10 protein-coding genes and 1 pseudogene are annotated in these 13,742 nt (G+C 42.9%); 2 read left to right on the top strand and 9 right to left on the bottom strand.

What is annotated here, in order from left to right:
* Positions 1–19: 19 nt before the first annotated feature.
* A complete protein-coding gene (locus FE783_RS24200) occupies positions 20–682 on the bottom strand; it encodes a response regulator transcription factor (protein WP_138881966.1) in 663 nt (220 codons plus the stop codon).
* Positions 683–912: 230 nt separating this feature from the next.
* Between FE783_RS24200 and FE783_RS37670 the strand changes: the two genes are divergently transcribed.
* Positions 913–1,050: a hypothetical protein gene (locus FE783_RS37670; protein ID WP_158302003.1), complete on the top strand. Its 138-nt coding sequence runs from the start codon at positions 913–915 to the stop codon at positions 1,048–1,050.
* Between the two features lie 68 nt (positions 1,051–1,118).
* The gene (gene lepB / locus FE783_RS24205) at positions 1,119–1,718 is read left to right on the top strand and encodes a signal peptidase I (protein ID WP_158302004.1); all 600 of its coding nucleotides are present in this window, start codon (positions 1,119–1,121) and stop codon (positions 1,716–1,718) included.
* Here lepB and FE783_RS24210 read toward each other — a convergent pair.
* From FE783_RS24210 to FE783_RS24245, 8 genes and pseudogenes are all read right to left on the bottom strand, one after another.
* Positions 1,694–3,403 (bottom strand): ABC transporter permease, encoded by a 1,710-nt coding sequence (locus FE783_RS24210; protein WP_138881968.1) that lies wholly within the window; start codon positions 3,401–3,403, stop codon positions 1,694–1,696. The two genes, lepB and FE783_RS24210, sit on opposite strands and share 25 nt — an antisense overlap.
* Positions 3,404–3,420: 17 nt before the next feature.
* Positions 3,421–4,428 carry an ABC transporter ATP-binding protein gene (locus FE783_RS24215; RefSeq protein ID WP_138881969.1) on the bottom strand — a complete coding sequence of 336 codons (1,008 nt, stop codon included), beginning with the start codon at positions 4,426–4,428 and terminating at the stop codon, positions 3,421–3,423.
* A 173-nt stretch (positions 4,429–4,601) separates the two neighbouring features.
* Positions 4,602–5,690, bottom strand: coding sequence for an extracellular solute-binding protein (locus tag FE783_RS24220; RefSeq protein ID WP_138881970.1), 1,089 nt, complete (start codon positions 5,688–5,690; stop codon positions 4,602–4,604).
* A 61-nt stretch (positions 5,691–5,751) separates the two neighbouring features.
* Positions 5,752–6,570, bottom strand: a complete 819-nt coding sequence (locus tag FE783_RS24225) for an MBL fold metallo-hydrolase (protein WP_138881971.1) — start codon at positions 6,568–6,570, stop codon at positions 5,752–5,754.
* Positions 6,570–7,739, bottom strand: coding sequence for a GntR family transcriptional regulator (locus FE783_RS24230; RefSeq protein WP_138881972.1), 1,170 nt, complete (start codon positions 7,737–7,739; stop codon positions 6,570–6,572). Before FE783_RS24230 ends, FE783_RS24225 begins: the two co-directional genes overlap by 1 nt.
* Before the next feature lie 638 nt (positions 7,740–8,377).
* Positions 8,378–8,752: pseudogene (locus FE783_RS24235) on the bottom strand (sigma-70 family RNA polymerase sigma factor); the annotation flags it as partial.
* 30 nt (positions 8,753–8,782) lie between these two features.
* Positions 8,783–10,288 (bottom strand): recombinase family protein, encoded by a 1,506-nt coding sequence (locus FE783_RS24240; RefSeq protein WP_138881973.1) that lies wholly within the window; start codon positions 10,286–10,288, stop codon positions 8,783–8,785.
* Between the two features lie 446 nt (positions 10,289–10,734).
* Complete coding sequence (locus FE783_RS24245; protein WP_138881974.1) at positions 10,735–13,578, bottom strand: helicase-related protein; 2,844 nt, start codon at positions 13,576–13,578, stop codon at positions 10,735–10,737.
* Positions 13,579–13,742: the final 164 nt, after the last annotated feature.

A 13,742-nucleotide genomic window follows, 5' to 3' on the forward strand; every position in this document is an offset into this window, starting at 1 on the left:
CCTCGCTTGCGCCGTTCTCCTATTCGGCAAATATTTTTTTCAAGTACATAACAGCCTTCGTTCGATCGTTGACGCCAATTTTACCGTATATAACGCTGATGTAATTTTTGATCGTACCTTCGCTCATGAAGAACGTGTCGGCTATTTCCCGGTTCGTCTTCCCTTTTATCATGAGCGCAATAATCTTTTGCTCGCGCTCGGTGAATTCGGTCTGTTTGCTTGGCGCCTTACTCGGGTCGAAGAAGCGGCGGGATGTTCCGGATAGAAACGAGAGCCGGTTGGCGAGCTTGGCTGCAATCGAGGCGGGCATCATAAGCTGGCCCTTGGCTGCATCCCGAATAGATTCGATCAACTTGTCTCCGGGCATATCTTTAAGCAAGTAGCCCGAAGCTCCGCTGACTAGCGCCTCTACAATATAATCCTCGTCGGAGAACGTAGTGAGGATGAGAATGACGGTTTCCGGGAAATCCCGTTTAATCGCTTCCGAGCTGCGGATCCCGTCTTGTATCGGCATCTGGATATCCATCAAAACGATGTTCGGCCGGTGCTCCTTAACGAGGTTGTACACTTGCTCGCCATTGTTAGCCGTTGACACAACAGTCATATCGTCTTCCAGGCTCAGGATCGTCTCCAGCCCATCCCTCATTAGCGTCTGATCGTCGGCAATAATGATCGTTATCATCGAGCACTACTCTCCATATAATGGGTTTTTGGAAATTATATCACCGCTGACACTCTGCGTATAGTGCCAAAGTCCTCTTCAAAGGCCGCCGCAACAAATGACGAATCGATGACGCCGGTAACTAATCACTTCCGTTTCCAAGTGGTACGATGTAGTTGTTCCGATACACCGGTTTACGAAAGAATCGGAACCGGGTGACACAAACCATTTTGAAAAGCGAGGTGAATACGATGAAATTCGGCAAACGCATGATGACGGCATTCCTTGCGGTATCCATCATTACTTCCGTAGCGGCAATCTCCGTATCCGCAAGAACGAGCTCCGACATCACCATCTTGGAGCAATGCTACTGGTGGCTTACGAAATAATACGATCATTACGAGACAAAAGGAGCAGCTTACCGAAGCTGCTCCTTTTGTATGGGAGGAGACATTCCATGAACAAGAAGCTGTGGAAGGAAGCTGCAAACTGGTCATTATGTATCGCGGCCGCCATCATTATGGTGCTTCTTATGAACATGTACGTCATCCAGATGTACAAGGTGGATGGAGAATCCATGAGTCCGACCTTCAGAAACCATGAATATTTACTTATCTCCAAGTTGGACCGTTCATTCTCGCATCAAGATATAGTTGTCATTGATTCCCGCATCGATAGGAAGCCATCGTTTCTCGATCGTCTGCGGAGCAATTCGATTTTATCCGGGAACGTCAGCCATCTCTGGATCAAGCGTATCATAGGCATGCCCGGAGATGAACTCGAATTCCGCGATGGGGCACTTCTCCGCAACGGCAGCATTCTTGATGAGCCTTACCTTCGGGAAGCGATGGCAGGCGTGCCTGATGCCCGATTTATCGTACAAGACAATTATGTTTTCGTCATGGGCGATAACCGCAACAACAGTCTCGACAGCCGGATGATCGGACCTGTGCCCTTCTCGCATGTAATCGGGAAAACGGCTTTCCTAACCGATCGTGCCGATCGAAATAAGATCTTCCAGATTTCCCTCGGTTACCTTTTACTTTTTTTGCCATAAACAAAATATAACGTGATACCGGACATGATCATCAAAACTACGGAATATACCAAGGTTAATGCTTTAGTATCTGCCAAAGCCTGCGCATCCGTACTGTTCTTGATCACGATACCAAGCGGCTGATACAACGGATGATAGAGGAATACGGTCAAATCGTAATCAGCCAAAATTCCGTTGAAATTTAACGCAAGAACCGCAAGCGTTGATGGGAGTATGATGGGCAACAATACCTTCCTGAACGTATAGAAGGACTTGGCGCCCAAATTTTTCGCCGCATCCTCCAGGTTACTGTCTAAGCTGAAGAAGGACGCTTTCACCATTCGAAGGGTGAACGGAATGTGAACGATCACATAGGCCAGAAACAGCATCCAGACCGTTCCTACTAATATGGAGTTCCCGATAATCAGTCTTGGTACGTTAAAGGTGACGATAAGCCCGATTGCGATTAAGGTGGAAGGCAGCATCCACGGAATCAGAAGCGCATACTCCAAGGCAAAGGTCCATTTGTTATTAAACTTATGCAAAATTCGAGACGCTGCCAAGGCCAGAGCTACAACGCTTACTGATGCCGCAGCCGCATACACAATACTCACAAGGTAAGGCTTGAACGCCGACATGTTAGAGAACACTTGAATGTAATTGCTCAAGGAGAAGCTGTTCCAGTCCAGCGTTGCTGTAGATATGCTGTGTGCATCCGTAAATGAAAAGACCACAATAAGAACGACCGGAATGATATAAATGAGAAACAGGATGTACGCCAGAACATGTGCGGCGATATTGCCAAGCTTATTGTTGATCTTTTGTTTGACCAGCTCCGACTTCACTTTGGAAACGGACATGTAGTTACCTTTCCGTTCAAACCGGATCATGACGGTCAACAGAATTAAAGTAGCCAGACCGAGAATTAGCGCCAGTAGTGCGGCTAGGTCTCTAGATGACATACTGTTTGAGAAGGTTAGAATCATCGGCGTGATCGTCTGGAACTCTCTTCCACCCAAGATCAACGGAGCGGACGTTGCTGCAAGGCCTGTCAGAAAGATCAGAATCGTGAGAGCAAACATCGTGGGCTTCAAAACCGGAAGAACAACCCGCCATAAAATATAGAAAGTGGACGCACCCATATTTTTCGCCGCTTCTACGGTTTGAAAATCAATTTTCCGAATGGCATTGCTTAGAAATAGGACATGATTGGACGTGCATGCAAAGGTCATTACGAATAATACTGCCCAGTAGCCATGAAACCAGGTCGTATCAAAAGAAGGAAACAGACTGGCGAGTAGCTTGGTTACGAATCCGTTCTCGCCATATACGAATTTATATCCAGACACTAGTACGACACCGCTGTAGATTAGGGTAGTGAAATAGCCAAGCCTTAATACCTTCGCACCCTTGATATCAAAATATTCCGAGATCAATACTAATGTAACGCCAACAATGTTTACCGTAAAAACAAGGGATACGGCTAGAATAAAGCTGTTATACAAGCTTCTCATGGCTCGTTCGGATGACAACAGCTTCTCGGCCGCCTCGAATGAAAATTTGCCGCCTTTAAAAAAGATTTCATAATAAATATTAATGTTCGGATAAATCAGGAATGCAACGACGAACCAGGCAATCAGAGCATAAAAAATAAAGGCAGTGGGATTGATAGAGGCTATCGTTTTTTTCACTTTCTCTGCGTTCAACACACGTCCTCCTTCCCTTAGTACTGCAAAATATCTTTGCTTTGAATATATATAGTAATCTCGTCACCGACTTTATTAGGAGCAAGCCCGCTTTCCTTCTCGATAGTCTTCAGCAGCCCCCCGCCGGTAACTTCTATTACATATTTGCTATACAGTCCATAAAACTCTCTATCTACAATCCTCCCCCTCATTTGCACGGCATCTTGATCCGGCAGGGGAAGCAAGCTCACCTTTTCGTTGCGGATATAGGCTACTTTGTTAGGATCTATATATTCCTTCAATCGACTATTTTGAATTGTCTGCGGATCGATCTTGTTGATATCGCCTATGAAGTTACAAACAAATTCCGTCTGGGATTGATTATAGACTTCTTGCGGTGTGCCGACTTGCTCTACGATTCCATTGTTGAAAACGGCAATACGATCAGACAATGTTAACGCTTCCTCCTGATCGTGAGTGACATAGATGGTCGTGATCCCGAACTTCTTCTGAAGGTTCTTTAGTTCATTACGCAGTTGTACTCTAAGCTTGGCATCCAAGTTGGATAAAGGCTCATCCAGCGCTAGAATACTTGGTTTTAACACCAGCGCTCTGGCAATCGCTACGCGCTGCTGCTGGCCACCGGACAGCTCCGACACTTTTTTGAAAAGCTGTTCCTCCTTCAAATCCACCTTCTGGGCGATGTCCCTCACTTCCCGGTCTACCTCGGCCTTCGAGGATTTCTTGACTCGCATGCCGAAGGCGATATTCTCATAAACATTCATGGTCGGGAACAAAGCGTAGCTTTGAAACACCATGCTGATGCCTCTTTTTTCGATAGGCACATGGGTAATATCCCTGTCGGTTAGCATAATTTGACCGCTCGTTGGAGTAATAAATCCAACGAGGCTGCGAAGAATCGTCGTTTTCCCGCAACCTGACGGACCCAGAAAGGTGAAAAACTCACCTTCATTGATTTGCAGATTGAGGTTTTTGATCGCATGGAAATTACCGAATTTAATTTGTATATCTCGAAATGTTATCATATATACCCCTATGACCTTATTTTAATTTCGTAAAGAACAACTGCATATTGGAGCCTCCAATATGCAGTGTGTTTTTCAAAATGTCAGAAAGTATATTCTCCGCTGATTGTTCCATTTCTCGGTAAACGTGCCACCAAAAGGCGGAGAAACCGTTTAACCTTGTTTCACTTTGCTTATTTCATGATCTGCAATTCGATTTTCTCTACCCATTTGCCAATGTTGTTAGCAATGAAGCCCCAATCCAAAGGCTGTGCTTTCAAATTGGAATACAATGCCTTCACGGAATCATTGGCTTTAGCAGCTGCTTTCGTATTCGCAGGCATGGAGTTAAACTTTGCGGCAAATTCTCCTTGAACGTCAGCAGTACCCATCCATTCGACGAACCGCTCTGCCGTTGCCTTCTTCTTGGTACCGTTCACAATCGCCGCATGCTCTACAATCATCGGTACGCCGATTTGCGGACTTACAATACCCGCCTTCACTTTATACTGCTCTTCCTTCTTGCTGAGTGTACCTGAAACTACCGCGCCAAGAGGCGTTTTTCCGCTTGCCAGGTTAGCGTAGAAGTCTTCACCTTCAACCGCTCTCACGCCGTTGTCGAACAATTGCTTCACTTCATTCCAGCCTTCCTTGGAGATACCAAGCTCCCCCTTCGGATCTTGGTGTCTGGTCAGTATTCCGGCAACGACGAGTTGAGGCGTAATTTGTCCAAGAAGAGTAGGAGCTTCATATTTGCCTTTGAATGCTGGATTTTTATAAAGGTCCGTCCAATCCTTCGGTGCCGTTTCGGTTGTATAATTTTTCGGATTATAGCCAAGCAGAATCGCTTGCTTCACAAGTCCGTGATAGTAGCCCTCCGGATCGTTCAAGCCTGGCTCTACTTCTCCAGCCCATTTCGGAACATATTTGGTCAACACTTTTTCCTTCTTCAAGTTTTCATAGAGCATGTTGTTCAAGCCGAACACTACGTCTGCAATCGGATTATTCTTCTCTGCAATCAACCGGTTCGTTAAATTGGCTCCGCCTGCTCCGACAAGCTCAATCTCGAAGCCGGCGCTTTTCGCTTTCTCGATGATCCATTCGCCACGACCATCGGAATTCGCATTCGTATAAACAATCAGCTTCTCATTCTTCACCGGTTCATTCGCTGCCGGCGCAGCTGCGGAAGGCGAGGCATTTCCGTTATTATTGCCGCTACCGCAAGCAGTTACCGTGAGACACAGGATCGAGAGCAACGTCGTACTTATCATTTTTTTCATCATACTTTTTGACACTCCTTTGGTTGTAGGTTGATTTTTTATAAAAGCAAAATCAGTTGTATTTCTAGATGTGAACAATCATTCCGTCATAGGCCACAACGATCCCGGCAGGTTTGAATATTTCGTCAAATTCGTCGTGAAGCAGCTTGGAGTTATGACTAAAGTGCGTAGCGATGATGAGCCCTTCCTCTTTCAATATGTTCTCTTTCTGGAACTCGCGCTGAGCCTCTAGTATGGTCTCAATACACATATGATTTCGGTCGCGGGAGTTTCCCGTATATCCGTGGGTGCAGTCGAGTATCGCACAGTCCAGTTCCTTCCCTTTTAACCAGGCCCAGGTAGCTTCCGGAAACCAGCCGGAATCATGTCCGTACAGCAGCTTTTTTCCTCCCTTCTCGATCACGTACAGCAAACATGTTTCCATGCGGTCATGATCCGCAAGCAGCGGCGTAACCCGTGCGTCACCCACGGTTATCGTCTCGAATGGGCGCAGCAGATGGCATGCATAACGCTCCCCTACAAAACGGCCTATGGCGACTCGTGTATGGTGCATCACCGCATCATTGCCGTAGATATGCATCGGATGCTGAAGGTTGTGAGCAATTCCTGTCCTCCGACATTCCAAGTCATAGGCATTATAATGATCGGAGTGCGTATGAGTGACAAGCAGGTGCTCGATAGTGGTGAAATCAATGTTGTCGCGAAGCGCCTGCATATAAGAATCGGGCGAATAGTCGAATTTGATCACGTCGTCAATGATGGCCGAGCTTCGTGTTCGTATGTTTTTCCCTCCAAGCTCTCTTGCTTTGAGGCAATGCTCACAGCGGCAAAATGCATTCGGGAACCCCTCCGCAGCTGCGGTTCCTAGAAAATGAATTTTCACTACAAAACTCCTCCTGTCATTCCAAAAAGAACGGATTTTCTCTCTATGATCGTCGTTTGAATTTTGATCGTAATCTGTTTCTCAAGAGAATGGTTAACCCGCTTCATAAGCAGATTAAAAGCCGAATGGGTTAACTGCTCCGTATCCTGTCTGACTGTTGTAAGAGGAATCGGAGTTAAAGCTGCTAATTGAATATCAGAGAACCCAACGATAGAAAGCTGATCGGGGACAGAAATCCCGATGCGCAGGGCTGTGTATAAGGTTGAAATAGCCACATGATCATCCCCGCACATGAGGGCTGTGAGCTGCGGATTTCCCTTTATAAACTGTTCCTGCTCAGGGTCACTCTCGTTAATCCGGCTTGGATCGCAAGGTACGCTTCTAAAATGAATAGATTGGACCTTTACGGGAATCGCATGATCGAGCAGCGCCTGAATATAGCCTTGATACCGCTCCTCTCTGCTGGTAATATTATCGATCGCATTCGAAGTATATCCGATTTCCCGATGTCCCTTTTCGATCAAATACTTGGTCATCTGATACGAACCAAGGTAGTGATCGTGATATACGCAATCAATCTGAACCTCACGGAATATCCGGTCGATAATCACTATCGGAAATTGCTGTAATTTCAATCTCAGCACCTGATCACTGCATGTTTTGCGCCCCTGGGGAAATAAAATAATGCCGTCGATTCCCCCTTCAACAAGCCTCTGCAGGCAGTTATCCTCATCATCTTTACTCTTGCTGATTTTCAAAATAAGATCGCAATCGTGCTTTCGCACTTCCGACTCGGCTGCGGCAATAATTCTTGAAGTGTAATCGGAAAGATGGGGCACGATAAGTGCTATCTGCCTACAATGCTTCTCCTCTACCGGAGCCGGCTTTCTTTCGGGCGGAAGCCCTCCGTCATACGGCACACTGTCCTCCGGTCCGGATAGGAAGGTCCCCCTTCTCGGCAAACGATATACCATACCTTGCTCCGCCAACCGTTCTAGTGCCAGCTTACTGGTCATCCGGCTTACGCCGAACAGCTTCGCAAGCTCTCCCTCTGAAGGAACGGGGTCATGCGGTTGAAGCCTGCGGCTCTGGATGATGTCTTTGACCTTATCGGCAATCTGCAAATACAATTGCTGACTCGTTTTTTTTGATGCACGTACATTCTTCATCTACGATCATCCTTCGGTTTATCATAATCATTGACTCCTAATTGTAAGCGTTTTTACAAAATGAATGACTTCTTCACCGCGTAGGGCGCAACCACTGGCAACCCGGTAGTCCTAGTTTTTTTTGCTATTCTGCACATGGTATTGCCTACGTCAGATTCAGAGCATGGTCGCAAGCAACCTATTGCTTAGATGTGATCTAAAAGTAGCTTATATTATGTCACTGACATATTCAATGATATATAAATTAATATTTTGTAAATCCAATAAATACAGTCACTGATTTGACGAAACATCAGGATTTATATACCAATACATATCAATATTCATGTGCCATGCCAGCACTCCCGAGGAGCTATTGCAGCCTTAGGATATCTTCATCAACTGCTTGTCCGCTGTGCGGCGACATGACTCATATCCTCGACCGGACTTCCACCGGCTAGTTGTGCAAAGCCTGGCTAGGCGTACCAAAAAAGAAAAGCTTCTGATCGAAGCCTTCTCGATGATGTTCATTCGTGTTTTAGCGGTAGCTTATTCTTAGTAAGGAAAGTCTCTTTTCGCTTTATTGCATTAGAGAACTTAAACTTTCCTTATCGATCAAAAAGACCTGCCACCATGACAGGCCCCCACAATTGTTCTACTCACCGCTTCGCTTTATAAAACTCGTGATACAGCTTCATAAGCGCCCGCTTCTCGATACGAGACACGTACGAGCGCGAGATGCCGAGCTCCTTGGCGATTTCCCGCTGCGTCCGCTCTTCCCCGCCGTGCTCCAGCCCGAAACGGCCGACGACGACCTCTTTTTCGCGTTCGTCGAGAATATCCAGATTTTTGTATATTTTCGATTTCTCGATTTTCAGCTGAACTTTATCGACAACGTCGTCCGCTTCCGTGCCGAGAATATCGATCAGCGTAATTTCGTTGCCTTCCTTGTCCGTTCCGATCGGGTCGTGCAGGGAAACGTCCTTGCGTGTTTTCTTCAAGGATCGCAAGTGCATAAGTATTTCGGTTTTAATGTCATTAGTGGTCATGTCTCAAGAAAAATTCTAAAACGTATAAATCTCTACAGAGTCTTCGTAAACCCTGATTTCCCTCACGACCTGCCGGATTAAATCACGTTTCTCATCAAAGATAAGCTCCTCTTGACCTTTCGATAAGTAATATTGAACAGCCTCCATCATCACATTCATATTGTATTCTGTATTATGGGTATTGTTTAATAAGTTCGTCAATTCAAATAACTGATTGTTTAATGATTCTTCCCTCTGCGTTAACTCCTTCAATTCTTGTCTTATATCCTCTTCTGCAATACCATCTTCACTGGCAGCAAAAAGTTTAATCAATTTTTTTCGAGCGTTTTTAGTCTTCTCAATTTCTTTTTCAATCCTGGCAATTTCTCCTGCTTCAAAAGGCTCTTTAGTTTTTTCTTGTTGTAATGCCGCGGCTATCTCATCAGGATTATTTAACCATGATGCAACCTGTTCCCAAACTTGATCCTCAATCATTTGAGCTTTAACTCTACGTCCGCAACCTTTTGTTTTTGCTCCGGCAGTATTTTTTACATCTGTGTATTCAGGCACTTTTTTGCCCCAATTATTTGAAAGCCGTCCAGTCATCGTATTTCCGCAGTCACCACATCTTAGTAGCCCGCTCAGCAAGTAAGGATGTTTGCTTTTCTGTGCCCATCTCCGACGTGATTCAGATAGCAGCCTTTGAGCATGTTCAAATTGTGATTCTTCGATAATCGCGGGGCAAGGAATTAATATCCACTCATTCTTTGGCCTTTCCCTCATTGGGACCTTTTCTTCGTCTTTACGGTGCTTGTTACCAAGCATACCTTCCGTATTCCAACGATTCTGATAAAACTCACCAACGTAGGCTCTATTCATAATAATTTGTCTAACAACTTGACGATGCCACACCTGTGCCCCTCGCTTGGTTGGAACATTTTTACTTGTTAAGTATAATGCAATTCCATTTAGCCCTTGTACCAAGGTATTGGGTTGAGTAAACAAATCATAAATTAATCTAACGATTGCGGCTTCATCTTCGTCTACAATGAATCGTTCTGACTCTTTATCGTATCTATATCCATATACTTGGAAATCACGCAACACTTTCCCTTGCCGTGCTTTTTCTCTTCTCCCGCGGCTCATACGTTCATTAATTTTCGACTTTTCAAACTCGGCAATTGCTCCGCGCATAGAATAAAATAAATTCCCTTCCGGAGTTTTAGAATATTCACCATTTACAAAGATAAGCACAATTCCTCGTCTATCGAACTCATCCGTGATAATCAACTGATTCATCAACTTGCGTGACAATCGGTCGGGGTCTAGACAGATAATTTTTGAGATAATACCTTCTCTTACGTCTTCACGTAGTTTAGTTAATGCTGGTCGATCTAAAAATTCGCCGGAAACTCCGTCATCTATATATTCTTTAACCTTATTGGTCCCCGCCTTCAGTTGGCACTGACGAACCTGATCGTTCAGGCTGAATCCATGTTTTGCTTGTTCTTCTGTACTGACCCTGGCGTATATCGCGATCATGTTTCTCCCTCCTGAACTTCTCTCGGAGATAATCATAACAGGCAATGCGGATCTTGTCATTAGACTCACCTGTGATAAACTTTACATGCACCCGGCATCTCCTCCTAATGGAGGTTATGCGGATACGGCTTGGACAGTTGATAAAAAAATGATCTTTAACACTGCCACAAAACCTTGAAAGGCAAAAGCCGTTTAAGGTTAAGGACTGGACTTACTTTAAGCTGTGTCATATTCATCGGATTTGAAGAAAATCAGGGATTAGGGACTTGGCATTCTCATAAATGACAAAGCTAAGATATCGTCTATCTTTCTAAATCGGATACAGGAAATGGGAGTATAACCTACCATTTGCGATGATCCATTGTATGACTAGCATACAACGTATTCTCACTATAACTAAATCCAATCGCTCCAGTTGTCGGTTACATCAAAAACTATCTAGAATACTATAGGGTTACCGTATCCATCTTATAAACTGATGAATGCACAACATGAACAGAGTTTAGTTTCACTCCGAATAATTCTCGAATAATATGAATAGTCCAGTAATCCTCCAAATAGTAATAATAGTTATTTGGCAGTTTCATATCGTATTTATAATCGTCTTTCACCCATGATCGCTGGGCACGCTTATCTCTACTGTTCGGATACTCAGAAAAAACAAAATGCATAAACATTGACATATAATTAAGAATAGTGAGTTCTTGATTTTGAAGAGCTATAAGATTTCTCGATAATCGATTGAATTCATTCAATTCGTCGAGCAAAGATGAGTCCGAAACGTGCGCAACCATCTCTAGAGGAATTTCCTTATAATAATTTTCCTTAAAGTATACTTTCATTTTTTCCGATATCGATGGATGATAAATGATATTTACCATCTGAGTTTTAACATTCTCAATATCAGCGAATATTGAATGATAAACGCTGCCATCTCCGCTACTTGAATCTTTTAGCTTACCAAAGCTGCATACTTCTTTACGAGAAAAGTGGTATAGCAACTTTAAATATTTAGTGGCTGTTATTATCGTTCCATTTTTATTATTGCTCTCATCGAAATAACCAGATTCTATTAATACAATCTGCTTCTCTAAATCTTCATAGCCCATTGCACGAATTTCGTTTTGAATGGCTGGATAAGCTGGCATTTGAATGTCCTGAAGTTGAAGAACTGCTCTAATAAACACATTCCCCTCATAGTTTGCACGAGTACATAATCGATTGCTTACATCGCTGTAATTCCTGCTTATGTCCTCTTTTGTCCTGCTAACATTCCCGACTAATCGCTTGAACTCTCCAAAAAATACAAACAGAGGAAGCTTAGATGCCCAACGATTGATGTTTATTAATATGATGCGCATATCATCCTCTGTCAGTACCTGTCCTATTTCTTTGGCAAAATCTTTAATGGTTCCCTGACAATCAAGTACAACCTTCTGATAAGATTGATTGGCTGCAATTGGGAACACATATTTTAATTGATTATCATTAAATTTATTGTAAAAAAAATAATCCAGCGATTTTTTATACTTATTAAAGTGATAATTCGGTTCCAATTCTTCTTCAAATTTAATTCGATATAACGAATACGCTTCACTTTCTCGAATGAACGCGGCCGCCTCATTTATAGCATTCAAATCAGATAAGTTCTCATATGAATCTATACTTTGACGATAAAAAATATTGTCCCAAATTGCTGTTTCTGCTGCCACATCATATTTCTTTAGTAACATTTCAGCTAGTTTTGTCCCTTTTTCACTTAGTACATAGAATGTACTAAGCGCTTCTTCAAGTGCTTTCCTAAAAAGATCGATATTATCAGCCTCATCATTAAATTCAAAATCCTCAACTTGTTCAAAAAGCGGAAAGAGCGTATCTTCTTCAGCATCCTTATCGGCCTTAGCTAAAGAGTACAGATTCGTTATCTTCTCCTGACTTTTAAGTGCTTCATTGAAGAGCTCATGTTGTCTCTGAAGAATAGAGGCTTTACTTAAATATGAGGTTAGCATCTTACGAGACAGCAAGGTATTGCGAGACGGTAAGAACTTCAAAAGATTATTCAAGGAAATCGAGATAGCTGTATAAAAGTTCGAATTATTACTATCGTAAAAATTAGTTGTCAATATGAAACAATTATAAATAGCTTCATATTGTTTACCTGATTTAGCTAGACGATCAATTCGGCCGTAACGTTGCTCAATAGCTGAAGGGAAAGCAGGAATATGATAGTTAATCACATGATTATAGCCAGGTAAGTTGACACCTTGTTCAGCAATCTGATAACTAACAACGAGCACGGTCGGCAGTGTACTTTCTTTTGTTCTATTAGAATAATCTGCCAGTTCATAATTGTTACTCCCCGAAACGACAGCGAAGCTTTTACCCGTTGTCTCTGCCCGGAATTTCATAAAGTCAGCCTCTTCTAAAGCTTGTCGAAGTACCTTTGCTTCCTTCTCAATGAAACGTGTGAAAATAACAAAGCGTGCATCATGCTGTTCCTTCAAGCGTGTCTCTATAAATGCAACCGTTTGTTCTGCCTTTTGCCGCTGTGGAGTTCTGCTATCTTCGTATTTAATTCCTACTTCATGAATCAATGTTTCATGACGCTTAATGGCCATCTTATGAAATTCCCTTATTTGCAAGGATTGGATTGTATCTTTGAAATAGCGTGTAACTGGTGAAGTTATATCGAAGCTTGAACAAATAAGTGTTTCTTTTTCCTTGCCAATCGTTTCAATATTTTGAATCCAATTGTTTGGAATTTCTTTTTTAGTCATTTGCTTGGCGATATTAACATACGTTTGTAAGTCATATTTATTAGATTTAATAGGTGTCGCCGTTAAAAAAACGACTTTCTCAGTAGTTAACTGTTCAAGGGCTACTCTTTTCTTGGTGTCATATGACAAGAATAAGTGTGCTTCGTCAACAATAATGAGACCAAAAGCTTTTCCTGCGAGTTTCTTGATATGAGAATAATGGTTATTAATAATATGGACATGATGTGCATATCCCATATCTATAAACGGCAGTTTCAGATACCAATCACCTAAGAACTGCCCCTGATGTTCACCTGCAGAGAGCGCCTTTGTAGTAATAATTAACACATCTTTACGATTCTGTTCGATATAATCAAGTGCCATTAAGCCACTCGTAATAGTTTTACCGCTTCCTACTTCATCGAAAATATACATAGAATCGTGTTGTTGCAAGCGATCACAATTTACAAATTGTAATGGAAATAAATCAATTAGTTCAGGATTAACAAACTCTAGCCAATTACGTCCAACCAAACATATCCACTCCTAACAATTAAATGATTCCTAACAGCAGACCAGACGATACATGAAGTTGAATCGATACAAATGTTTAAAAAGGGGCAAGTCGAATATACGCATTCGTCGCCCCTGTTTGTCGATTAACTCATCCATAAGTTGTTCGGTTTAATTGTATTTCA

The sequence above is a fragment of the Paenibacillus mesophilus genome, from assembly GCF_005938385.1.
Classification (GTDB): domain Bacteria; phylum Bacillota; class Bacilli; order Paenibacillales; family NBRC-103111; genus Paenibacillus_AB; species Paenibacillus_AB mesophilus.